Here is a 21,955-nt window from a genome sequence, read left to right on the forward strand (position 1 = left end):
CCCCGTGAATCAGGAGCCGCTCATGGCCGCGCTCGCCCGCATCCGCCACGTCAAACTCCCCGTGACCGATCTCGCCCGCAGCGTCGCCTGGTACCGCGATCTGCTCGAGCTCGAGCTCGTCGCCGAATTCCGCGAACAAGGCGAGCTGCGTGGCGCACAGCTCATGCATCCCACATCCGGTTTCGGCATCGCGTTGCGCGAGCGCGAATTCTGTGCCGGGAAACCGGATCTCGCCGGATTCGACGTCTTCGCCATCGAGGTGGAGTCGGTGGACGATCTGCGGCAGCTGGCCGCGCGGGCGGCCGAACGCGAGTTTCCCCACCACGAGGTGATCGACCGCGGCGAATACGGGGCGTTCCTCAACATCATCGACCCGGACGGCTTGTGCGTGCGCTTCCTCGCCAACAATCCCCTCAATCCCGGTCGCTTCGCCGGAATCGACTCCGACGACCAGGGCGGTTTCACCCTCTACGACACCCCCACCCTCGGCTGAACGCCTGCCGGAAAATGGGATGCGGCGCCAAGATCGGTTCCGTAGTGTCGGTCTCGCGCCCGGTGCGCAGGCAACGGTTACTTCCTTCAGATGGAGCATGTCGCGGGTTCGAATCCCGCCCGGATCTTCGGACCCGGTAGCTCAGCCTGGTAGAGCGGCTTGTACCGTCGCCGATTTCGATCTCGGGGGCACACGTGCACCGGCCCGGTGCGCAGACATACGGATACTTCCTGGCACGCGCCCCACGTTGCTGGTTCGAGTCCAGCCCATCGTGGTCTCCCACGGTGGCGGGTGCAGTTCCGTCGTCGCCTCGAACTCGGGCCGTTTCACGCGCGCTCCCTCAGCACTATGGGGGAATTCCTATGGCCAAGTTCAATATTGCCCGGCTGCGCGGTGCGCCCGCGGCCACCGCCGCTACCTCGCCAGTCACCGGTGAGCGACGGCCGTCCGGCCGCACCCACGAGGGAGCACCCGGCTACGCGCGCACGGTGCACGGTGAGCTGTTCCTGCTGGCGGTGTCGAACATGGTCGGCGAGAACACCTTCTACGAGTCGGCCGATCAGCGCGACAATCGCTTCGCGATGCTGGTGCGGGAGGCCACCCTCGCCGATCCGGAGTGGACCGCGCGCTTCCTCGGCTGGCTGCGCACGAGCGCCGCTATGCGCTCGGCTTCGCTCGTCGGCGCGGCCGAGTTCGCCAAGGCCCGGCTGGACGCGGGCGAGGCCGGAATGTCGCGTCAGGTCATCGATTCCGTCTTGCAGCGCGCCGACGAGCCGGGTGAGCTCATCGCCTACTGGCACGCCACCTACGGCCGCAATCTGCCCAAGCCCGTCAAGCGCGGCATCGGCGATGCCGTTCGCCGCCTGTACGACGAGCGGGCGCTGGCCAAGTGGGACAGCACCGGTCGTGCCTTCCGCTTCGGCGATGTGCTCGATCTGACGCACCCGACGCCCGCATCCGAGAAGACTTGGCAGGGTGCGCTTTTCGCGCACGCGCTGGACCGCCGCCACAATCGCGAGAACCCGATTCCGGACGCGCTGCCGACGCTGCGCGCCCGCGAGGCGCTGCTCGCGACGCCCGTGGCGGACCGCCATGCGCTGTTCGAGGACGCCGAGCGTGCCCGCACCACCCTGCGGGACGCCGGGATGACCTGGGAGTCCGTCGCGGGCTGGCTGCAGGGTCCGCTCGACGCGAAGGTGTGGGAGGCTCTCCTTCCGTCCATGGGTTACATGGCAACGCTCCGCAACCTTCGAAACCTGGACGAAGCAGGCGTATCCGATGCGGTGGCGGCGGAAGTCGCCGCGCGGCTGGCGGATCCGGAGCAGGTGGCGCGCTCGCGGCAGCTGCCCATGCGATTCCTGTCCGCGTACCGGGCCGCGCCCTCGCTGCGGTGGGGGCACGCCCTGGAGCAGGCGCTGACCCATTCGCTGGCCAATGTCCCGGTGCTGCCGGGGCGCACGCTGGTGCTGGTGGACACCTCCGGTTCCATGGACACCACCTTCTCCCGGGACGGCGCCCTGCGCCGGTGGGATGCCGCGGTGGTCTTCGGCATCGCGCTGGCGAGCCGCTGCGAGCGGGCGGACATCGTGTCGTACTCGCAGGCCGGCCGCTGGGGTAACCAGAACTATCCGGACAGCCTGGTCTTCCCGCTGCGGCGGGCCGAGCCGGTGCTGCGGGCGGTCGAGCGGTGGAAGTCCGACGGGTACTTCATCGGCGCGGGCACCGATACCGCGCTCGCGGTGCGCACCCACTTCTCCGGTCACGACCGGGTGGTGATCCTCACCGACGAGCAGGCCACCGGCGGCGATGTCGGTGCGGCCCTGCCGAAGACGGTTCCGCTCTACACCTGGAACCTGGCGGGCTACCAGTACGGCCACGCGCCGAGCGGGTCGGGCAACCGGCACGCCTTCGGCGGGCTGACCGATCATGCCTTCTCTATGATTCCGCTCATCGAGGCGGGCGAGAACGCCGATTGGCCGTTCTGAGAAGCCAATGGATCGCGCCCGCTCCGCAATCGCGGAGCGGGCGCGGTCGCATCGCACGCCGATTCAGCCGAGTACCAGCATGTCCCGTGCGCCCCGCTGGAACTCGTAGGCGGCAGTCTGCCGCAGCTCACTGCGAATTCCCTTGCCGTCCAGCTCCCCTCGCAGCCAGGCCACCAGATCGGTCAGCTCCGCACCGGAATGCTCCACCAGCGGATACACCCGCACCTCCCCCGCGCTCACCCGCGCCAGCTCGAGCAGGGCGGCGAGGTGGAAATCCGGTTTCAGCCGATCGGCGTAGGTGAACAGCAGATGTGAGCTGAGCACGAGATCGAATTCCTTGTCCGCGAACGGAAGTGACGGCAGTCCCGCTTCGACGTAACGCTGCGGGCAGGCCACCAGATCCGCCACGAACCGGCGCACCGCCCGATGCCGCATCCGGCGGTGCACCGCCGGATCGCCTCCATAGAAGTCCCATAGATAGTCCCCGGCATGCGCCGCCGACCAGGCGTTACCGCGATCGGTGTCGGCCAGCGCGGTCTCCCGCAGCTCCCCCGCGGGCTGCGCGTACACCGGGTCCACGGCCACCGCGCGCGCTCCGAATTCCACTGCCTCGCAGGTGAAGCTCGCCGCCCCGCCCGGGCAGTCGAGAATGTGCCCGCGCAGTTCGGCATCCGTGAGCGCGAACATGGCCCGATACTCGGCCAGCGACCGCGCGGTGAGCAGATACTCCCCGACGATCTCGTTCTCCAGTCGATCCGTCACCATCCCACCCTCACACGCGAGAGGGCTTCGCCACCACGGAAATTCGAATGCGGCGACCGCCCACCGGCGGCTACAGTCGCAACCGCGTCCGGTGCGCAGGCAACGGGTACTTCCGACTCTTAATCGGCTGGTTGCGGGTTCGAGTCCCGCTCGGGTCCAATCCATGGGCCCGGTAGCTCAACTGGCAGAGCAGCACGTACCGTCGCCGACTCGATCTCGGACGCCCGAACCTCTCGCGCGGGGCCGTGCACACCCCGAACGCACCGCACCCCCGGTCCGTCTGGACCGGGGGTGCGTCACAACTGCTGTCAAGCCCCGTTGGCGGACTCCGGCTTCGGAGTCTTCGGCTCCTCGGCCTCGCGCTTGGTGATGCCGTGCTCGGTGCCCTCGTCGGCTTCCTGATCCGGTTCCGGGTGCTCCGGGGAGAATGTCGCCGGCAGGTTCTTGATGTGCTTGTTCATGCTGCGCACGAGCAGCACGGTGCCGGCCAGCAGGACCAGGACGATGACGAGGCCCAGCGGTGACGCCTTGCCGAACTCCGGTCCGGTGGGCTGGGTCGGGGACTGGGCGAGCAGGGTCAGGATCATCGGTCGGGGTCCTCGGTGTCGGCGTCGTCGATGCCGGCGAACAGGTCGGTTTCCGGAATGGCCGTGCGCACCCGGGTCTTGGCCAGCTCGAATTCCTCCGTGGGCCACAGCCGCTGCTGCAGCTCGGTCGGAATGGCGAAGAAAGCGCCGTTCGGATCGATCTGGGTGGCGTGCGCGCGCAGGGCGTCGTCGCGCTGCGGGAAGTACTTGGCGCATTCCACCTGGGTGGTGACCCGGGCCATGATGTCGCCGCGCTCGGCGGCGAACTTGCGCATGCGATCCATCCAGTCCTGCATGGGGAACGGCTCGCCGATGCGCTGGTACTCGTCGGCGAAGACCTCGAGACGCGTCAGGCTGAACCCGTGGTTGTAGTACAGCTTCAACGGCGTCCAGGGCTCACCGGCATCGGGGAACTTCTCCGGATCGCCCGCCGCCTCGAAGGCCGCCATCGAAACCTTGTGGCACATGATGTGATCCGGGTGCGGGTACCCGCCCATCTCGTCATAGGTGGTCATGACGTGCGGCTTGAATTCGCGCACCACGCGCACCAGCGCCTCGGTGGCCTCCTCCAGGGGCACCAGCGCGAAGCAGCCCTCGGGCAGCGGCGGCAGCGGATCGCCTTCCGGCAGGCCGGAATCCACGAAGCCCAGCCAGGTCTGGCGCACGCCCAGCGCTTCGGCGGCCGCCGCCATCTCCTCGCGGCGCACCTCGGTAATGCGCTCCAGCACGCCGGGGGTGTCCATGGCGGGGTTCAGGATGTCGCCGCGCTCCCCGCCGGTCAGGGTGACGACCAGGACGTCATTGCCCTCCGCGGCATAGCGCGCGGTCGTTGCCGCGCCCTTGCTGGATTCGTCGTCGGGATGGGCGTGTACCGCCATGAGGCGAAGACCACTCACTTCTCGTTCACCTCACCGATCACAGTGTTCACCTCAATGCTCTCCGCCGAGTCCAGGCCGTATCGAAATCGCGGCACGCCGCGGTGGTGTCCGATCTCCGTTCCCTATAGTTCCATCCGACGATGATTTGTTCCGACCTACCCCCCGGGAGCGTCCAGCCATGAGCGAAAGACCGGCCGACCGGTACGGAACTGCGCCCCGGCCGGCGCGTCGCTGGGTCATGATCCTGCTGGGCGCGGGCGTGCTGATCGCCGGAGTAATCGTCGCCTACCTGGGCTATCAGCAATACGGGCCGAAGGATATCGAGCCGGAGCGCATCGGGTACACGGTGGTGGACGACTCCACGGTCGAGGTCGACTTCAAACTGACCCGCAAGAATCCTGAGACGCCCGTGGTCTGCTACGTTCGGGCCCTGGACGCCGACGGCGTGGAAGTCGGCCGCCGCGAGGTTCTCGTCCCGGCGTCCACGGACGGCACGGTTCGCCTCACCACGGTCGTCAAGACCATCGAACGAGCCGGAGCGGGCAATATCTACGGATGTAGCGAGAAGGTGCCCGCCTATCTGCGCGCTGGGTGAAAAGTCCGGTACGCAACCCGCTTTGATGCTTCTACCTGCATCTTTGCGAATCGTGCTAAAATGACGCGATACACGGTTCCGGGGTTCGGAGCCGTGTTTGCTTGCATTGGCGGCCGGCGCTGTCGGGAATCTCCCCCAGGGATCGCTCTAGCCGTCCACTGTCGTTGTGCCCGTTTTCGGATGGTTACGACGGCGGAAATCAGGGAATCCCGGCCCCGCCGGGGACAACTACTAGGGAGTGATCGAGATGACTGAGACGAACGTGACCTGGCTGACACCGGAGTCGCACGAGAGGCTCAAGGGCGAACTCGACGCGCTCATTGCCAACCGTCCGGTCATCGCGGCCGAAATCAACGAGCGTCGCGAAGAAGGCGACCTCAAGGAGAACGGCGGCTACCACGCGGCGCGTGAGGAGCAGGGCCAGCAGGAGGCGCGCATTCGCCAGCTGCAGGAACTACTCAACAACGCCAAGGTGGGTGTGGCGCCGACCAAGTCGGGCGTCGCGCTGCCGGGTTCCGTCGTCAAGGTCTACTACGACGGCGATGAGAGCGACACCGAGACCTTCCTCATCGCCACCCGCGAAGAGGGCCTGGGCGACGCCAACTTGGAGACCTACTCCCCCAACTCCCCGTTGGGTGGCGCGCTCATCAACGCCAAGGTCGGCGAAACCCGCGAGTACACCCTGCCGAACGGCAACACCATGAAGGTGACGCTGGTTTCCGCGGAGCCGTACCACAGCTAGTCCGAGAACCCCGGATTTCGCGGCCCCGGTTCCCAAGGACCAGGGGCCGCAGTTGTTTTCGCTGCATTCGGCCGCGATAACCATCAACGGCGAAGCGCCGCACCTGATCCCGGTGCGGCGCTTCGCTGTACCTGGGGGGCTTCGCCCCCAGACCCCCGGGAAGAGGGGAGATGGGGGCGAAGCCCCCAAACCCCCACTCGGTGGGGCGGAGCCCCACGCCCCCCGCCATCGGCACAGGCCCCCAGCCCTCGCCAGCGGCACAGGCCCCCAGCCCTCGCCAGCGGCACAGGCCCCCGGCCTTCGTCAGCGGTGCAGCCCGCGGACAGCTGTCTGTGGGGGTGTGGGGCGTCAGCCCCCACAATCCCCCTTTTCTCGGGGGTGTGGGGGCTTGCCCCCACAATTTCTCTTACCGGGGGTTGGGGGCCCGCCCCCAACCTTCCTTCTTCCCTCAGCTGAGGGCTTGCTCGATGTCGGCGAGGAGGTCGCTGATGTCCTCGATGCCGACCGAGAGGCGAACCAGGTCGGCGGGAACCTCGAGGGCCGAACCCGCCGTGGAGGCGTGGGTCATGGCGCCGGGGTGCTCGATGAGGGACTCCACGCCGCCGAGGGATTCGGCGAGGGTGAAGAGTTTGGTGCGGGCGCAGAAGTCGAGGGCTGCCTCTTTGCCGCCGTGGACGCGGACGGAGATCATGCCGCCGAAGCGGCGCATCTGCTTCTGGGCCACGGTGTGGCCGGGGTGCTCCGGGAGGCCGGGGTAGATGACCTGGGCGATCTTCGGGTGGTTGGACAGGTATTCGGCGATGGTCTCGGCATTGTCGCAGTGCTTGTCCATGCGCAGGGCGAGGGTTTTGATGCCGCGCATGGTGAGGAAGGCGTCCATGGGACCGGGGACGGCGCCGGCGCCGTTCTGCAGGAAGGCGAACTTGGCGTCCATCTCCTGATCGTTGGTGATCAGGGCGCCGCCGACGACGTCGGAGTGGCCGCCGAGGTACTTGGTGGTGGAGTGGATGACGATGTCCGCGCCGAGCAGCAGGGGCTGCTGCAGGTAGGGCGAGGCGAAGGTGTTGTCCACGACCAGCTTCGCGCCGCCATTGTGGGCGACCGCGGCGAGGGCGGAGATGTCGCCGATATTGAGCAGCGGGTTGGTGGGGGTCTCGATCCAGATCAGCTTGGTATTGGGGCGCATGGCCGCCGCGACGGCCTCGGGATCGGAGACGGGGGCGACCGAGTATTCGATGCCCCACTGGGTGAAGACCTTGTCGATGAGCCGGAAGGTGCCGCCGTAGGCGTCATTGGGGATCACCATGTGATCGCCGGGGCGCAGGTTGGCGCGAATGGCGCAGTCGGTGGCCGCCATACCGGAGGCGAAGGCGCGGCCGTAGGTCCCTGATTCGAGCGCCGCGAGATTGGCTTCCAGCGCGGTGCGGGTCGGGTTGCCGGTGCGGGCGTACTCGTAGCCGCCGCGCATACCGCCCACACCGTCCTGGGCGAAGGTGGAGCTCGCGTAGATCGGCACGTTCACCGCGCCGGTCTGCGGATCGGGATCGAACCCGGCGTGCACTGCCCGTGTGGAGAAACCAAGCTGATCACTCATGGGAACAGCCTAGGTCGGCGGAATTCGCCGCGATATCCAGCCCTGGGCCAGGCGGCGCAACGATCGGGCCAGTGCGCCCGGCGCGGCCGTTGTGGGCGGGCCGGGCGCGGACCTAGGGTGGGCGGCATGGTCACCGTAGACGAGCTGTTCGCCATCGATTCCCTGCTCTCCGGCGAGGAGCGCGAGATTCGCGACACCGTGCGCGCTTTCGCGGCGGAGCGGCTGCGGCCCCATATCGCGGACTGGTTCGAGGCGGGCACCTTCCCGGCCCGCGAGATCGCGCCGGAGCTGGGCAAGCTGGGGCTGCTCGGCATGCATCTGGAGGGCTACGGGTGCGCGGGCACCTCGGCCACCGCGTACGGGCTGGCCTGCCTGGAGCTGGAAGCGGTGGATTCCGGTGTGCGCAGCATGGTTTCGGTGCAGGGCTCACTGGCCATGACCGCCATCCACAAGTACGGCTCGGAGGAGCAGAAGCAGCGGTGGCTGCCGGGCATGGCGGCCGGGCAGCTGCTCGGCTGCTTCGGGCTGACCGAACCGGATTTCGGGTCGAATCCGGGCGGTATGCGCACGCGCGCGCGGCGCGACGGCGACGACTGGATCCTCGACGGGTCCAAGATGTGGATCACCAATGGCTCCGTCGCCGATGTGGCGATCATCTGGGCGCAGTCGCGCGAGGGTGAGCGCGACACCATTCGTGGTTTCGTGGTCCCCACGGACACACCGGGATTCAGCGCGCGCGAGATGCACAAGAAGCTGTCGCTGCGCGCCTCCGTCACCGCCGAGCTGTCCCTGGACGGCGTCCGCCTGCCCGCCGACGCCCTGCTGCCGGAGGCGCGCGGTCTGGCCGCCCCGCTGGGCTGCCTGTCCGAGGCGCGCTTCGGCATTGTTTTCGGGGCGCTCGGCGCGGCCCGCGACTGCCTTTCCGCCGCCATCGATTACGCCCGCACCCGCGAGGTCTTCGACAAGCCCCTCGCCGCCTACCAGCTGACCCAGGCCAAGCTGGCCGATATGGCGGTGGAGCTGGGCAAGGGCCAGCTGCTGGCCCTGCACCTGGGCCGGCTCAAGGATCGCGGCGAGATCCGGCCGGAGCAGATCAGCGCGGGCAAGCTCAACTCCACCCGCGAGGCCATCGCCATCGCCCGGGAATGCCGCACCATTCTCGGCGCGAACGGCATCACCCTCGAGTACCCGGTGCTGCGGCACGCCAACAACCTGGAGTCGGTGCTCACCTATGAGGGCACGGCCGAGGTGCATCAGCTGGTGCTGGGCGAGGCGCTGACCGGTTCCAAAGCCTTCCGCTGAGCGGCATTCCAGCGATTTCGGGAAACTGGGCGATATCTCACAGCGCTCCTCGCGGATGCCGGTCGATTGCTAGCATGACCGGGTGTTTTCGTCCGGCTCCGCATTGCTCATCGTCTCGGCGCGCAAGACCCTGAACCGTCTGCAGCAGACGCACGGAGTTCCGGCGCAAGCAGCGGCGCGTGCGTTCCCGGCGGTGTCCGCTGAGCTCGACCAGCACGCCGCCGCCGTCCGCGACATCCTCGATATGGGCGTGGAGAACTCCGCCACCCTGCCCCCGAGCGTGCTGCTGGCCGGCTACGCCCGCGGCCTGCTCGAGGACGCCGACGAGACCGAGACGCCCGCCCCGGAATCGCTTCCGGACTGGCAGGACGCCGACTGGGTGCACCTGCGCCTGGCGTCGCTGTGCCTGCTCGCCCGCGAGGGATAACCGACTCCCGGAATAACCAACTCTCGAAACTCTCAGGGGCAAGCCCCTGAAACCCCGGGAAGGGTAATGGGGCACAAACGCCGAGCCCGCCGCCTCGAACGCGCGACGGGCTCGATCGTTCAGATGATTACCGCGGGGGTTCGCCGTAACCACCCTGATGGCCGTAACCGCCCTGATCGCCGTAACCACCCTGATCGCCGTGGCCGCCCTGATCGCCGTAGCCGCGCTGCCGGCCGTACTCGGGGCGGCCGTAGTTCATCTGGGAGCCGCCGGCTTGTTCGCCCCATTTGCCCGGGGGCATCTGGCTTCCCAAGGGGCGCTGGGGCATTCCCTGCTGGGCCAGCATGGCTTGCCGCTGGGCCATCATCGCCTGGTGCTGGGCGGCTTCGCGCTGGCGGGCGGCGTCTTCGCGGCCGCGCTGGTAGGCCTCGGCGTGGCCCTTCACCTCGGGCATCTCGCTCTCGATGGTGTCCAGCCAGCCTTCCCACCGCTGCTGCATGGGCCGAATGAGGCCGCCGCCGACGCCGACGATGAGGACGCCGGCGATGGTGGCGAGCACGGTGATCAGGATGGGCATGGTGACCGAGGTGCCGACGCCGATCTGGTTGAGGGCGGCGATAATGCCCACGCCCCAGATGAATACGGCGGCGATGCGGCCCATCATGCGGCCGTAGGACAGGCCGCTGAGCATATTCGAGATCATGTCCATCACCACGCGCGCGATGGCGCCGGCAATGCAGACGATGACGATGGCGACCGCCAGCCGCGGCAGCCAGGCCACGATGCCGTTGAGCATGGTGCTGATCGGATTGGGGCCGAAAACACCGAAGCCGAGCTGCAGGGTGAGCAGCAGGACCGCGTAGTAGGCCAGCTTGGCGATGATGCCGGTGGCGTCGTAGCGGCTGCGGGCCAGCATGTCCTTGATCCCGCCGCGCTCGACCAGCCGATCGAAGCCGACCTGGTGCAGGATGCGGGTCACCAGCTTGGCCACGAGCTTGGCCACGAACCAGCCGATGAGCAGGATCGCCAGGAAACCGGCGAACTTCGGGACGAACGTGGCGATGGAGGACCACGCGGCCGACAGGCCCTGCTGGATATCGATAGCCAAACTCGAGGTGTGCATGAAACCCCGTCCCTTTCGCTATCGCTCCGGCTATTTGCCGGAACTGCTCCAAGGGGGAGTTATACCCCTATACGAACACCCGATCCGGCGGTTTGCGGAATCGTTGCCGAATCGGGTGCCTGCGATTTGCTCGCAGTTCGTCGCAGGGGCTGGACGGCTCAGTACGCGCCGAAGACGTTGTCCATGGAGCCGTAGCGGTGGGCCGCGTAGTTGCAGGCGGCGACAATGTTCGCGACCGGATCCCACACGTCGAACGGGGTGCCCTCGACGTGGTAGGCGGCGAAGGTCGGGTCGATGACCTGGAGCAGGCCCTTGGACGGGATGCCCATGGCGGCATTGGAGTCGTACAGGTTGATCGCCTGCGGGTTGCCGCTGGATTCGCGGATGATGTTGCGGTAGATGCCGTCGTAGCTACCCGGGATGCCCTTCGCGTGCATGATGTCGAGGGCCTGGCGGATCCAGCCGTCCAGGTTGTTGGGGTAGACCGGGGGCGCCGGGGCCGGGATGGGCTCGGGCTGCGGCATGGGAGCGGGCGCGGGGGCCGGGACCACGGCGGGCCGCGCATCGGCCGAAGCGGCGGGGGCGGCCGCTGCCAGGGTCTCCTTCAGCGCGGCGGGCTGCACATCGTCGGCAGCATTGCCGGCGGCGGTGATGATGGAGCCGAAGACGCCCAGGGCGAGGGCGGCGGTGCCGGCCGTGCGAGCGGCGGCAACCACCTTGCTACGTCTAGCGGGATCACGCAGTGCAGTCATGGTTTTCGTGGGCATGGCGAATTGGATTCCTGTTCGGTTTCGGGCTCGCGGGCCTGAAAAAGGCAGCGCTGAAGACGCGGCGCCGTAACGGCGCTCACCTGCGCGCTGGGGGCTGTTGTGCGTTGCTGTTGTGAGACCCGTTGTGGGCCAGGGAATTAGACGCTCGAGGAGGTCCCGGGTGACAGTGCCGGCCGCAACGGGCCGTGGCGCCTCATCTCACCGCTGTCGTGATCACGTTCCACATGTGAGTCGACATCTCCTTGCATCAACCAGACTTGGGGTCTGTTTCCGACAAGGTCACAGCTTGATTGCGCTTAGTTAACACAGCCTGAACCAAAAGTGAACAGAAAGTGAACCGGCACTCCAAGCAACGCGAATACCTGCATTAATACAAGTGCTGACCTGGCAATTCAATTCAAAACACAAAGTGTTTCAGATCACAGAACAATTTATGTGACCTGGAGCGATATAGCAGGATTGACTGATTTGTCGGCGTGTCGCTGCGTTGGAGCGATCGTTCAGCAACAGCGCCGATCGCACTGCGCCCCCGGTCCGCGCCCATTACTGTCGACATATGGCATCGATTCGGGTCACCGAGGTGCTCGCAGCGCTCTCACTCACCACCGACCTCGCCACCGGGATGCCGTTCGAAAAAGGCCTGGCGGTCTGCCTCGTCGCCAATGCGGTCGCCGAACAGCTCGGCCTGGACGAATCCGATCGGCGCATCGTCTTCCACGCCGCCCTGCTGGGCGCGGTCGGCTGCACCAGCCGGGCGTCGGAGAACGCCGAGGCCTACGCCGACGACATCGCCTTCCAGCAGGCCTATCACACCCTGGATCCGGGCGATCCGGAAGTCTTCCGCGATCAGATGAGCCACTTCGGGCAGTGGGCGCCCGCGGCACAGGCCGCCATGCGCGACCGCTTCATCACCCAGGCGCCCCGGGGCGCGCCCATCGCGGTCCGCTCGGTCTGCGAGGTGAGCCGGGCGCTGGGACCGCGCCTCGGGCTGCCCGAGGCCGCCGTGCTCGCGCTCACCGAGGTCAAGGAGCGCTGGGACGGGCTCGGCGCACCGGATCGCCTGCGCGGCGACGACGTCTCCCTCCCCGGCCGCATCCTGCACCTGGCCGAGCAGGCCGTGCTCGCATTCCGCACCCGCGACCGCGCCGCCGCCCTCGGGGAACTGCGCCGCCGCGCGGGCGGGCACCTGGACCCGGAGCTGGTGGGCGTCTTCGCCACCGATCCGGAAGTGGTGTGGGACGTGCTCGACCGCCCGGATCTGCTGACCGCGGTGGTGGACGCCGAGCCGGGGCTGCCGACGATCATCCGGCCGGAGGATCGCGACCATCTGTGCACGGCCATGGCGGTCGTGGTCGATCTGAAAGGCCGCTATCTGCTCGGGCATTCGGGCCACGTGGCCCAACTCGCGGATGCGGCGGCCGAACTGTCCGGTATGAACCGCACCGATCGCGCCGCCCTGCGCGCCGCCGCCCTGCTGCACGATATCGGCCGCGCCGCGGTCTCCAGCTCGGTCTGGGACCGGCCCGGGCCGCTCGGCCCCGGCGACTGGGAGCGCGTCCGGCTGCACTCCTACTGGACCGACCGGGTGCTGCGCCGCTGCCCCAGCCTGGCCGATCTGGCCGAGGTGGCCTCGGGCCATCACGAACGGCTCGACGGCTCCGGCTATCACCGCGGCGTCCGCGTGCACGACCTGTCCCCCGGCGCCCGGCTGCTCGCCGCCGCCGACGTCTTCGCGGCCATGACCGAGCCCCGCCCGCACCGGCCCGCGCACAAGCCCAGCGAGGCCGCCGCCCACCTCTCCGCCGAGGCCGCCGCCGGCCGCCTCGACCGGGATGCCTGCGCGGCCGTGGTGGAAGCCGCCGGGCTGCGCCCGGCTCGCGCCGAATACCCCTGCGGTCTCACCGAGCGCGAGGTGGATGTGCTCCGGCTGGCGGCCCGCGGCCTCTCCAACCGCCAGATCGCCGCGGAATTGGTTCTTTCCGAACGCACCGTCGGCCACCACCTCGCCCACATCTACGACAAGACCGGCCGCCGCACCCGCGCGGGCGCCGCGGTCTTCGCCATGGAGCACGGATTGCTGCCCGGCTGAACGGATCCGGATAGGTCGATCGACCGATGCGGGCGGCCGGGCGCCGGGCAGACGATGGACGCATCCGCCGGAGAACGTCGTGGTTCTCGTTCGGGGACCGAAGGCCGTTCTCCGCCAGGTGGTTTCGGATACCGCTCGTCGAAGGACTCATCATGCCCGCCGCGCCCAAGCCGTCCCACGCCGACCTGGTCGGCTCCCTCTACACCGCGTTCGGAGGCGGGGACATCGCCTTCATACTCGATCAGCTCGCCGATGACGTGTCCTGGGACGCGGATTGGGCCGCCAACTCCGCCCAGCTCGCGGGGGTGGCGCACATGCGGGCCCGGCGCGGACCGGCCGAGGTCGCCGAATTCTTTGCGCTGCTGGCCGATTGGAAGTTCCAGGACTTCACCGTCGTGGATATCGTCGGCTCCGGCGGGCAGGTGGTGGCCGAGGTGCGGGTCGACGCAGAGCTGCCCAATGGCGGCCGCATCGTCGACCAGGAACTGCACCTGTGGGGCTTCGACGCCGACGGCAAGGTGAACCGATTCCGCCATTACGGCGATACCGCCAAACATATCGCCGCGTACGGCGGGAGGTGATGCCATTCGATTGAACGCTCTCGACTCGAGCCTCGAATGGCGGCCCGGCCGCGGTCCCGGCCGGGCCGTTCGGCGCGCGGCGATTCAGCCGGTCGCAGGTTGTACGATGGCCGGAATCGGCTGCGGCGCTTCGAATCTGCGCAGCGCCCGCATGAGCAGCGGCAGCAGCAGCATCATGAGCAGCAGCCGGATGGTCTGCACGCTGGTGATGAGCGGCAGATTGGCGCTCATCTTGTCCGCGGTCGCGAGCACGGCATTGATACCGCCCGGCGTGGTCGCCAGATACAGATCCGACAGGTGCAGCTCGGTGACGGCGGCCAGCCCGTACGCCAGCGCGGCCACCGTGCCCGCCAGCACCAGCACCGCCGCCGTCATGCCCGGAATCATGCGGGCCATCTCCCGCACCACCGCCCGGGTGAACCGGGTGCCAACCTCGAAGCCGATGAGCACGAACAGCAGATCCTTGAACAGATGCGTGGGCGCGTACCCGTGGCTGATCCCGGCCGCGGTCAGCGCGCCGGTGATGAGCATGGGTCCCAGCAAGGCCGGATTCGGCAGGCCGATGCGCCGCCCGGCCCAGATCCCTATGACGCACAACATGATCGCGGTGGAGAGCCCGGCGACCTGATCGCCGCGGCCGACGATCATCCAGTACGGCAGATCCGGATCGGTGACCGCGCCGCCGAGCGTGGCGGTGCCGTAATCGAGCCCCTGCTCCTCGTCGAGGAAGGCCGCCACCGCGGGCGCGCTCAGGGCGACCACCGCCACCCGCAGATACTGCATGAACGCCACCCGCCGCGGATCCGCGTCGAGTTCATCGGCGGCAGACACCACCGCGGCCGAACCGCCGGCCAGCATGCCGAGCGTCGCGGTCGGCACATCCACCTTGGCGGTGCGCGCGAACACCAGCGCCACCGCCACGCTCACCACGACCGTGGCCGCGGTGACCGCCAGCACCGGCAGCAGATCCATGCCGATCGAGGTCAGCAGCGACACCTGCAGATAGCTGCCCATCAGCACGCCCAGCATGGCCTGCACACCGGTATTGACTTGGCGCGGCAGCGGATTCGGCAATCGTCCGGCCATGGCGAGCGCCGCGCCGACCAGAATGGCCAGGATCATCTGCGGCGCCGGGAATCCGACGCGGTCGAGCAGGGCCGCACAGGCCAGCACGCCTGCCGACAGCGCCGCCCAGGTCACCACGTCTCTCCGGTTCATGCACGACGATACTGCTCGCCGAGCATGAACAGATAGTAACGCCGTAGTTATCCCCGGTTTCCAGCCTTTGTGATCTGCGATGCAGAACCGTATTGCATTGTCACGGGCCATAAATCACACAGGTGAAACATAACCGCCCGCCGAAACCGGATACGGCTTCGGCGGGCGGCAAATGTGCGGCCGGAGCTAGACGAGCGCCCCGGTGCTCAGGAAGCCCAGCAGATCGTGGCGGGTGATGACGCCGACCGGCTTGCCGTCCTCGACCACCATGAGGGCGTCGGTGGACTCCAGCAGCTTGGTCGCCGCCGACACCGGCTCACCGGAGCCGATGAGCGGGAAGGCCGGGCTCATATGCTGTTTCACCGAATCGGTGAGCTTGGCGCGGCCCTCGAACACCGCCGAGAGCAGATCGCGCTCGGTCACGCTGCCCGCGACCTCACCGGCCATGACCGGCGGTTCCGCCCCGACGACCGGCATCTGCGAGACGCCGTACTCGCGCAGGATCTCGATGGCGTCGCGCAGCGTCTCCTGCGGGTGGGTGTGCACCAGATCCGGCAGCTCGCCGGACTTGCCGCGCAGCACCTCGCCGACGTGCGGTTCGGCCTGGGTCTTGCCGTCCAGCCGGGAGCGCAGGAAGCCGTAGGAGCTCATCCACTGGTCGTTGAAGATCTTGGACAGGTAGCCGCGGCCGCCGTCCGGGAGCAGTACCACCACCACGGCGTCGGGATCGCGCTCGGCGACCTTGAGCGCCGCCACCGCGGCCATACCGCAGGAGCCGCCGACCAGCAGGCCCTCCTCGCGGGCCAGGCGGCGGGTCATCTCGAAGGAGTCGGCGTCGGAGACGGCGATGATCTCGTCCGGGATGGCCGGGTCGTAGGCGGAGGGCCAGAAGTCCTCGCCGACACCCTCCACCAGGTAGGGGCGGCCGGTGCCGCCGGAGTACACCGAGCCTTCCGGATCCGCGCCGATGATCTTCACCTTGCCGCCGGAGACCTCCTTGAGGTAGCGGCCGGTGCCGGAGATGGTGCCGCCGGTGCCGACGCCCGCGACGAAATGCGTGATCTTGCCGTCGGTATCGCGCCAGATCTCGGGACCGGTGGTCTCGTAGTGCGATTCCGGGCCGCCCGGGTTGGAGTACTGGTCCGGCTTCCAGGCGCCCGGGATCTCGCGCACCAGCCGGTCGGAGACGTTGTAGTAGCTCTGCGGATCCTCCGGCGCGACCGCGGTCGGGCACACCACGACCTCGGCGCCGTAGGCGCGCAGCACGTTTCGCTTGTCCTCGCTGACCTTGTCCGGGCAGACGAAGACGCATTTGTAGCCACGCTGCTGGGCGACCAGCGCGAGGCCGACACCGGTATTACCGGAGGTCGGTTCGACAATCGTGCCGCCGGGCTTCAACAGCCCGGCTTCTTCGGCGGCGTCGATCATCTTGACGGCGATGCGGTCCTTCGAGCTGCCGCCCGGATTCAGGTACTCGACCTTCGCCGCCACCAGTCCCGAGTTCGGGCCCACCACGGAGTTCAACCGAACGAGCGGGGTGTTTCCGATCAGATCGACGACATGGTTAGCGATGCGCATACCCCTCATCGTTGCAGAAAGGTGATCGGGGCCTTCGCGCACGTCGGAGATATCGCCGTCGCGGATTACTAGCATCGCCCGCATGAGGACGCCGACCCGTGTGCGCGCCGCCCTGTTGTTCGGATCCCTCACGGCCGCGACCATGATCGTCCCGGACGCCTCGGCCGCGGCGCAGACCGTTGAATTTCCCCAGGTCCCCACCTTTTTCCGGCCCGGACTGTGCGGCAGCGCCATCCGCAGCTGGGCCGACACCAGCGCGCAATGGCCGGGCCGGGCGATCATCAGCGTGCAGGCCCTGCCGGTCACCGGCTACGGCCCGGAACCACACAGCTTCGCGCCGGTGTGCGACTCGGTGGTCACGGTCGCCTGGCGGAACATGAACACCGGACGGGCGGGCGACTACCGGGTGTACGTGGAGGCCGGGATCTACGGCAGCATGCAGTACGCCGAATTCCAGGACACCGGACCGGGACACGTCGTGGTCACCATCTATACGGACATGGCCAATGTGACACAGCGGGGTTGGTTCGATGTGCCCGCGGCACCGCCGGATCCGAATCCGCAACCCGGCGAGTGAGGGATATTCCACAGTTCAGTCATTGAGATACCGACCTACCGGATGTTTGGTGCGCACCACAGCCGTCGTACATTCGAAGCTGGTTCACCCCTGCAAGTAAGGAGTCCTCATGGCTGAGGCCGTCATCGTTTCGTACGCCCGCTCGCCGATCGGCCGCGCCGGCAAGGGATCTCTGGTGAGCATGCGACCGGACGATCTGACCGCCCAGATGGTCCGCGCCGCCCTGGACAAGGTGCCGGCCCTCGACCCGGCCCAGATCGACGACCTGCTCCTGGGCTGCGGCCAGCCCGCCGGTGAGGGCGGCTTCAATATGGCCCGCTCGGTGGCCGTGCAGCTCGGCTACGACACCCTGCCGGGCGTCACCCTCAACCGCTACTGCTCCTCCTCGCTGCAGACCACCCGGATGGCCTTCCACGCCATCAAGGCCGGCGAGGGCGACGTGTTCATCTCCGCCGGCGTGGAGACCGTGTCCCGCTTCCCGAAGGGCACCGCCGACGGCTGGCCCGACACCCACAACGAGCTGTTCGCCGAGGCCGAGGCCCGCACCAAGCAGACCGCGGAAACCAATGCCACCTGGACCGATCCGCGCGAGGCGGGCATCCTGCCGGACGTCTACATCGCCATGGGCCAGACCGCCGAGAATGTCGCCACCTACACCGGCATCTCGCGCGAGGACCAGGACCACTGGGGCGTGCGCTCGCAGAACCGCGCCGAGGAGGCCATCAAGGCCGGCTTCTTCGAGCGGGAGATCACCCCGGTGACCCTGCCCGACGGCACCGTCGTCTCCACCGACGACGGCCCGCGCGCGGGCACCACCTACGAGAAGGTGTCGCAGCTCAAGCCGGTCTTCCGCCCGGACGGTGTGATCACCGCCGGTAACGCCTGTCCGCTCAACGACGGCGCGGCCGCCCTGGTCGTCATGAGCGACACCAAGGCCAAGGAGCTGGGCCTGACCCCGCTGGCGCGCATCGTGTCCACCGGCGTCTCCGGCCTGTCGCCGGAGATCATGGGCCTGGGCCCGATCGAGGCGGTCAAGAAGGCGCTCGGCAACGCGAATATGGGCATCGGCGATCTCGACCTCTACGAGATCAACGAGGCCTTCGCCGTGCAGGTGCTGGGCTCGGCCCGCGCGCTGAACATGGACATGGACAAGCTGAACGTCTCCGGCGGCGCCATCGCCCTGGGCCACCCGTTCGGCATGACCGGCGCCCGCATCACCGCCACCCTCATCAACAACCTGCAGACCCACGACAAGCAGTTCGGTCTGGAGACCATGTGCGTGGGCGGCGGCCAGGGCATGGCGATGATCATCGAGCGGCTGAGCTGACGCTCGGTCCCCCATAGGCTCGAGCCGCCCGACCTTCCGGTCGGGCGGCTCTTGCTTTTCGGGGGGTTAAGGGCCTTCGGCCCCTACCAGTCATTAGACAGCGGCCGGGGTGCCACGGCTATCGGGCATCTGCCCTATATTCGCGGCCGGTGACCACGTTGCCCTGGACCGCTGCTCGATGGTTGCGCCGAAAAGTGCAGCGGCGCAAGGATGAACAAGGGTATAAAGTCACTTTCTACGGGAAACCGAAAGGTGTTTTTGTTTTCATTCCACCGTAAATGCTTTTACCGGAATGATTCTCGGCATTCTCCGCACATCATCGGCTATCCGTGTGTAGCGTCGGGTTCATCGAAATCCATTGCTATACAGACGGTGTGGCGTGATCGGAATAGACGGCTGCTTACAGCGCATCATGAGCATTCCCGGTGCGCGGTGCGTGACACTGGTGGACAGCGCGAGCGGGCTGGCCATCGCCGCGGCCGGGCAGCACGACCTCGCCGACCAGCACGAAGACGCGGCGGCCAGCACCGAGGCGGTTCGCGCCATAATCGGTTGCCCGGCACTGACATCCGGCGGCGGGGACGACATCACCGAGATCATTGTCGGCGGCACGCACGGATATCACCTGCTGAATCTGGTGAACGGCGATTTCGACGGACGGTTGTTCGTTCATGTCCGATTCGATGACGACTCCGGCAATCTCGGCTTGGCGCGATTCCGGCTGCGTTCGGTTTTGTCCGAATTCGTGGGAGGCGAATACGGACATGGGACCGAGGACGGCTATGCGCAGTGAACTGGCTTCGGAATTGCGGCGATTGCAGGACGAGCGGCGCACCGGCGTCCTGCGCGCGGGCGACGGCGCCTTCCATCTCGCCCACGGCGCCATTGCCGCCGCCGACTGCCGCCGCACCACCGGCCTCGACCGGCTGGTGGTGGAGGCGGGCGTGGCGAGCGCCGCCGATTGGGAGCGCGCCGAATCCGGCGAGCCCGCCCGCGTCCTGGAGCGGCCCCGGCTGGAAACCCTCGCCCTGCTCGCCGTTTTCGATGCCGCCTACTTCCTGCTGGCCACCCCGGCCGCCGCGGAACCGGTCACCGGGCCCGAATTCGAGCCCGCGCCACCGCATTGGCTCGCCGCGGCCTGCCATGTCACGCCGCGCGCGCTGGTGCACGAATGCGGCCGCCGCGGCGACCAGGAGACCGGGCCCTGGCCGGCGGAACTGGTCGACCGCGCGCCGGTGGTCCCGGTGCGCCGCGCCCGGCGCCGCCGCGTGCTGCTCACCGGCGGCCAGGCCGAGGTGCTGGCCGCCGCCGATGCCCGGCGCAGCGTCGCCGCCATCGCCCACGATCTCGGCCGCACCGCCTACGGCTGCCTGGTGGCGGTGCGCGACCTGACCGCGGCCGGATTGATCGAACCGCCCGGCGCGGTGCGCATTCCGATGGTGATGGCCGAATCCATGGTGACCGAGCCGGTTTCGGCGGGCACCGCGGTCACCGGACCCCGGCCGCTGGCGCGCCGCACGCGCCGGGCCGCACCGGAGCCCACCCCCGAGCCCTGGGAGCCGGTCGATCGGGATGTCCTCCTCCGCTTGCGGGCAGCGCTGGAGGAACTCGCGTGACCGCGCGCAGAACAAGGCTCGGCGAACTGATGGGAAGGTTGACCAAGGTGGGGATGTCCGGACCCGAACCGAATGCGACGGTCATGGCGCAGCTGCACGCGCTGCGCGCCCGGGTGCCGCAGCTGACCGGCACGCTGGTGGCCTCCAATGACGGTCTGCTGGTGGCGCACGATCTGCCGCCGGGCGTCGAGCCCAGCACCATGGCCGCCATGGCCGCCGCCCATCTGGCGCTGTCGCACCGGCTGGCCGCCGCCGCCTTCGACGGCGGATTCCACGAGGTCGTCGTGCGCGGGGCCGGCGGGCACGTGGTGATCTACGCCGCCGGCTGGACCTCCCTGACCGTTCTGGCCGACGCGGAGGCGAATGTCGGCCGCCTGCACCTCGAGTCGCGACCGGTGGCTCGGGCGATCGCCGACCATTTGGCGGCCGATTAGTGAAAGGAATGACATGTCCAATATGGACATAGCCCTGAAGGACATGATGGTGATCGACGGCGCGATCGGCGCCGCCGTCGTGGATTACAGCAGCGGTATGGCCCTAGGCATGCTCGGCAGCTCCAAGGCTCTCGATCTACAAGTCGCGGCCGCGGGCAATACCGAAGTGGTGCGCGCCAAGATGCGCACCATCGAGCAGCTCGCGATCAAGGAGGAGATCGAGGACATCCTCATCACCCTCTCCGGCCAATACCACGTCATCCGCCCCATGACCGGGCGCAAAGCCAAGGGCCTGTTCCTCTACCTGGCCCTCGACCGCAACCGGGCCAACCTCGCCCTGGCTCGCCACCGGCTCAAGGGAATCGAGGAAGACCTCGAGGTATGAGTGGTCCAACTCTGCGGGTTCTCAGGGGCAAGCCCCTGAAACCCCACTGGTGAAAGTCAATGGGCGGGCACCGGATACCCGATGCCCGCCCATTCACACGGTCAAAGCCCAACCCCCACTCGGGATTCAGCGGCTTGCCCTGAGCCACCCCAACCCATCCGAGGGTTCAAGGGCTTGCCCCGAGACACCCCACCCATCAGGGGTTTCAGGGGCTTGCCCCTGAGAGTCCCGACCTGTCGCCAGAGATCATGGGCCTGGGCCCGATCGAGGCGGTCAAGAAGGCGCTCGGCAACGCGAATATGGGCATCGGCGATCTCGACCTCTACGAGATCAACGAGGCCTTCGCCGTGCAGGTGCTGGGCTCGGCCCGCGCGCTGAACATGGACATGGACAAGCTGAACGTCTCCGGCGGCGCCATCGCCCTGGGCCACCCGTTCGGCATGACCGGCGCCCGCATCACCGCCACCCTCATCAACAACCTGCAGACCCACGACAAGCAGTTCGGTCTGGAGACCATGTGCGTGGGCGGCGGCCAGGGCATGGCCATGATCATCGAGCGCCTCAGCTGAGTCGCTGAATAGGCTTGGGCCGCCCGACCTTACGGTCTGGCGGCCCTTGCTTTTCGGAGGGTTAAGGGCCTTCGGCCCCTACCAGCCATCACAGCGCGGCCGCGCCGGCTGGCCTGTGGTTTACCCGAACTTCGGGCTGAGGGTTGACACAATCCAGAGGCTTGCGTGATGATCTTGCAGGCGGCAAAATTCTGCAGCCGACCACATGAGGGGAATTCGATTGCTCCCCAGACTGTTTCGCACGCACCCCTGAACCAGCTCAGCACAAGGCAGGGCGTCGCTCGTGTTCAGTGAATCCTTTCCTGGTTGATAAAGATGAGAAA

General features: G+C 67.9%; 22 protein-coding genes, 1 tRNA gene and 1 pseudogene. 16 read left to right on the forward strand and 8 right to left on the reverse strand.

From position 1 onward, the window contains the following. Window positions 1-22 precede the first annotated feature (22 nt). Together ACYQ5L_RS33240 and ACYQ5L_RS33245 are read left to right on the forward strand one after the other, a co-directional pair. The gene (locus ACYQ5L_RS33240; RefSeq protein WP_459962150.1) at window positions 23-493 is read left to right on the forward strand and encodes a VOC family protein; all 471 of its coding nucleotides are present in this window, start codon (window positions 23-25) and stop codon (window positions 491-493) included. Between the two features lie 362 nt (window positions 494-855). Beyond that, entirely contained in the window at window positions 856-2,478 is a 1,623-nt protein-coding gene (locus ACYQ5L_RS33245) for a TROVE domain-containing protein (RefSeq protein ID WP_459962151.1), read from the forward strand. A gap of 63 nt (window positions 2,479-2,541) precedes the next feature. Here the strand turns inward: ACYQ5L_RS33245 and ACYQ5L_RS33250 are convergent, their stop codons facing one another. Then, the gene (locus ACYQ5L_RS33250; protein WP_459962152.1) at window positions 2,542-3,240 is read right to left on the reverse strand and encodes a methyltransferase domain-containing protein; all 699 of its coding nucleotides are present in this window, start codon (window positions 3,238-3,240) and stop codon (window positions 2,542-2,544) included. 90 nt (window positions 3,241-3,330) lie between these two features. Here ACYQ5L_RS33250 and ACYQ5L_RS33255 point away from each other — a divergent pair. Then, window positions 3,331-3,399: transfer RNA gene (locus ACYQ5L_RS33255), tRNA-OTHER, on the forward strand. A 149-nt stretch (window positions 3,400-3,548) separates the two neighbouring features. Here the strand turns inward: ACYQ5L_RS33255 and ACYQ5L_RS33260 are convergent. Both ACYQ5L_RS33260 and mca read right to left on the reverse strand, forming a co-directional pair. Further along, the gene (locus ACYQ5L_RS33260; RefSeq protein WP_379197464.1) at window positions 3,549-3,827 is read right to left on the reverse strand and encodes a hypothetical protein; all 279 of its coding nucleotides are present in this window, start codon (window positions 3,825-3,827) and stop codon (window positions 3,549-3,551) included. Then, window positions 3,824-4,705, reverse strand: a complete 882-nt coding sequence (mca, locus tag ACYQ5L_RS33265; protein WP_459963625.1) for a mycothiol conjugate amidase Mca — start codon at window positions 4,703-4,705, stop codon at window positions 3,824-3,826. Before mca ends, ACYQ5L_RS33260 begins: the two co-directional genes overlap by 4 nt. 178 nt (window positions 4,706-4,883) lie before the next feature. Between mca and ACYQ5L_RS33270 the strand changes: the two genes are divergently transcribed. Further along, window positions 4,884-5,300, forward strand: a complete 417-nt coding sequence (locus ACYQ5L_RS33270) for a DUF4307 domain-containing protein (protein ID WP_379197462.1) — start codon at window positions 4,884-4,886, stop codon at window positions 5,298-5,300. A gap of 247 nt (window positions 5,301-5,547) precedes the next feature. Further along, a complete protein-coding gene (greA, locus tag ACYQ5L_RS33275; RefSeq protein ID WP_067534175.1) occupies window positions 5,548-6,042 on the forward strand; it encodes a transcription elongation factor GreA in 495 nt (164 codons plus the stop codon). A 448-nt stretch (window positions 6,043-6,490) separates the two neighbouring features. On the opposite strand, the gene ACYQ5L_RS33280 is transcribed toward greA, so the two are convergent. Beyond that, the gene (locus ACYQ5L_RS33280) at window positions 6,491-7,636 is read right to left on the reverse strand and encodes a cystathionine gamma-synthase (protein WP_459962153.1); all 1,146 of its coding nucleotides are present in this window, start codon (window positions 7,634-7,636) and stop codon (window positions 6,491-6,493) included. A gap of 126 nt (window positions 7,637-7,762) precedes the next feature. On the opposite strand from ACYQ5L_RS33280, the gene ACYQ5L_RS33285 reads away from it, so the two are divergent. Both ACYQ5L_RS33285 and ACYQ5L_RS33290 read left to right on the forward strand, forming a co-directional pair. Beyond that, window positions 7,763-8,938 carry an acyl-CoA dehydrogenase family protein gene (locus tag ACYQ5L_RS33285; RefSeq protein WP_459962154.1) on the forward strand — a complete coding sequence of 392 codons (1,176 nt, stop codon included), beginning with the start codon at window positions 7,763-7,765 and terminating at the stop codon, window positions 8,936-8,938. Between the two features lie 82 nt (window positions 8,939-9,020). After that, the gene (locus ACYQ5L_RS33290) at window positions 9,021-9,365 is read left to right on the forward strand and encodes a DUF6401 family natural product biosynthesis protein (protein ID WP_459962155.1); all 345 of its coding nucleotides are present in this window, start codon (window positions 9,021-9,023) and stop codon (window positions 9,363-9,365) included. A gap of 127 nt (window positions 9,366-9,492) precedes the next feature. On the opposite strand, the gene ACYQ5L_RS33295 is transcribed toward ACYQ5L_RS33290, so the two are convergent. Together ACYQ5L_RS33295 and ACYQ5L_RS33300 are read right to left on the reverse strand one after the other, a co-directional pair. Beyond that, window positions 9,493-10,488 (reverse strand): mechanosensitive ion channel family protein, encoded by a 996-nt coding sequence (locus ACYQ5L_RS33295; protein WP_459962156.1) that lies wholly within the window; start codon window positions 10,486-10,488, stop codon window positions 9,493-9,495. 158 nt (window positions 10,489-10,646) lie between these two features. Beyond that, entirely contained in the window at window positions 10,647-11,240 is a 594-nt protein-coding gene (locus ACYQ5L_RS33300) for a transglycosylase SLT domain-containing protein (protein WP_459962157.1), read from the reverse strand. 574 nt (window positions 11,241-11,814) lie between these two features. Between ACYQ5L_RS33300 and ACYQ5L_RS33305 the strand changes: the two genes are divergently transcribed. Both ACYQ5L_RS33305 and ACYQ5L_RS33310 read left to right on the forward strand, forming a co-directional pair. Continuing rightward, window positions 11,815-13,347 (forward strand): HD domain-containing phosphohydrolase, encoded by a 1,533-nt coding sequence (locus tag ACYQ5L_RS33305; protein WP_459962158.1) that lies wholly within the window; start codon window positions 11,815-11,817, stop codon window positions 13,345-13,347. Window positions 13,348-13,499: 152 nt separating this feature from the next. Next, entirely contained in the window at window positions 13,500-13,928 is a 429-nt protein-coding gene (locus ACYQ5L_RS33310) for a nuclear transport factor 2 family protein (protein WP_459962159.1), read from the forward strand. An 84-nt stretch (window positions 13,929-14,012) separates the two neighbouring features. Here ACYQ5L_RS33310 and ACYQ5L_RS33315 read toward each other — a convergent pair whose 3' ends face one another. Both ACYQ5L_RS33315 and ACYQ5L_RS33320 read right to left on the reverse strand, forming a co-directional pair. Next, a complete protein-coding gene (locus tag ACYQ5L_RS33315) occupies window positions 14,013-15,146 on the reverse strand; it encodes an AbrB family transcriptional regulator (RefSeq protein WP_459962160.1) in 1,134 nt (377 codons plus the stop codon). A gap of 186 nt (window positions 15,147-15,332) precedes the next feature. Continuing rightward, window positions 15,333-16,724, reverse strand: coding sequence for a cystathionine beta-synthase (locus ACYQ5L_RS33320; RefSeq protein ID WP_379201574.1), 1,392 nt, complete (start codon window positions 16,722-16,724; stop codon window positions 15,333-15,335). Window positions 16,725-16,806: 82 nt separating this feature from the next. Between ACYQ5L_RS33320 and ACYQ5L_RS33325 the strand changes: the two genes are divergently transcribed. The 7 genes and pseudogenes from ACYQ5L_RS33325 to ACYQ5L_RS33355 all read left to right on the forward strand — a co-directional run. Next, on the forward strand, window positions 16,807-17,301 hold the full coding sequence (locus tag ACYQ5L_RS33325; RefSeq protein WP_459962161.1) for a hypothetical protein: 495 nt from the start codon (window positions 16,807-16,809) through the stop codon (window positions 17,299-17,301). Between the two features lie 109 nt (window positions 17,302-17,410). Continuing rightward, entirely contained in the window at window positions 17,411-18,628 is a 1,218-nt protein-coding gene (locus ACYQ5L_RS33330; RefSeq protein ID WP_459962163.1) for an acetyl-CoA C-acetyltransferase, read from the forward strand. A 379-nt stretch (window positions 18,629-19,007) separates the two neighbouring features. Beyond that, window positions 19,008-19,421: a hypothetical protein gene (locus ACYQ5L_RS33335; protein ID WP_459962164.1), complete on the forward strand. Its 414-nt coding sequence runs from the start codon at window positions 19,008-19,010 to the stop codon at window positions 19,419-19,421. After that, window positions 19,411-20,244, forward strand: a complete 834-nt coding sequence (locus ACYQ5L_RS33340) for a hypothetical protein (protein WP_459962166.1) — start codon at window positions 19,411-19,413, stop codon at window positions 20,242-20,244. The genes ACYQ5L_RS33335 and ACYQ5L_RS33340 overlap by 11 nt, the downstream gene beginning before the upstream one ends. Next, window positions 20,241-20,678 (forward strand): roadblock/LC7 domain-containing protein, encoded by a 438-nt coding sequence (locus ACYQ5L_RS33345; RefSeq protein ID WP_459962167.1) that lies wholly within the window; start codon window positions 20,241-20,243, stop codon window positions 20,676-20,678. The genes ACYQ5L_RS33340 and ACYQ5L_RS33345 overlap by 4 nt, the downstream gene beginning before the upstream one ends. Before the next feature lie 13 nt (window positions 20,679-20,691). Next, window positions 20,692-21,063 carry a hypothetical protein gene (locus tag ACYQ5L_RS33350; protein WP_459962168.1) on the forward strand — a complete coding sequence of 124 codons (372 nt, stop codon included), beginning with the start codon at window positions 20,692-20,694 and terminating at the stop codon, window positions 21,061-21,063. A 233-nt stretch (window positions 21,064-21,296) separates the two neighbouring features. Next, a pseudogene (locus tag ACYQ5L_RS33355) lies at window positions 21,297-21,632 on the forward strand (acetyl-CoA C-acyltransferase); the annotation flags it as partial. Window positions 21,633-21,955: the final 323 nt, after the last annotated feature.

This window comes from Nocardia sp. IFM 10818, assembly GCF_054655275.1.